This window comes from Clostridium boliviensis (genome assembly GCF_033342255.1).
Taxonomy (GTDB): Bacteria; Bacillota; Clostridia; order Lachnospirales; family Lachnospiraceae; genus Lacrimispora; species Lacrimispora boliviensis.
This window is the reverse complement of the sequence record NZ_JAWONS010000077.1, coordinates 1-358: the sequence shown is the minus strand read 5'-3', so window position 1 is coordinate 358 and position 358 is coordinate 1. Positions and strand designations below refer to the sequence as shown.

The 358-nt window shown below is 54.2% G+C and carries 1 protein-coding gene; it reads right to left on the bottom strand.

Features of this window, described 5'->3' with window-relative positions; all coding sequences use genetic code 11:
- On the bottom strand, positions 1-351 hold a 351-nt coding region (locus RZO55_RS03015; RefSeq protein ID WP_318062811.1), incomplete at its 3' end, for an efflux RND transporter permease subunit.
- Between the last annotated feature and the right edge of the window lie 7 nt (positions 352-358).

Sequence of the window (358 nt, the reverse complement as noted above, 5' to 3'; positions counted from 1 at the left end):
ATCAAAACCGAACTGATTAAAGGTGGTTTCCATCGCTTCCTCGGGCAGATCGAGCCGGTTTACGGCCTCTTTCATCTCTTGCTGCATCTTGTCCAGATCGACATCAAAGTCAAATTCCACCACCACGACCGACGTGCTGTCCGCCGATATGGACTGTACCTTTTTCGCTCCCTCGGTTCCCATGAGCGCCTGCTCGACGGGTTGGGTCACCTTTTCATCCACATCCTCCGGCGACGCCCCGGGATAGGGAGTGATTGCGACGATCACCGGAAAAGAGATGTCCGGCATCGCTTCCATCTTCATTTGCCCCGCCGTATACACTCCGCCAAAGGTGACGAGAAGAACGACAATGAGAACA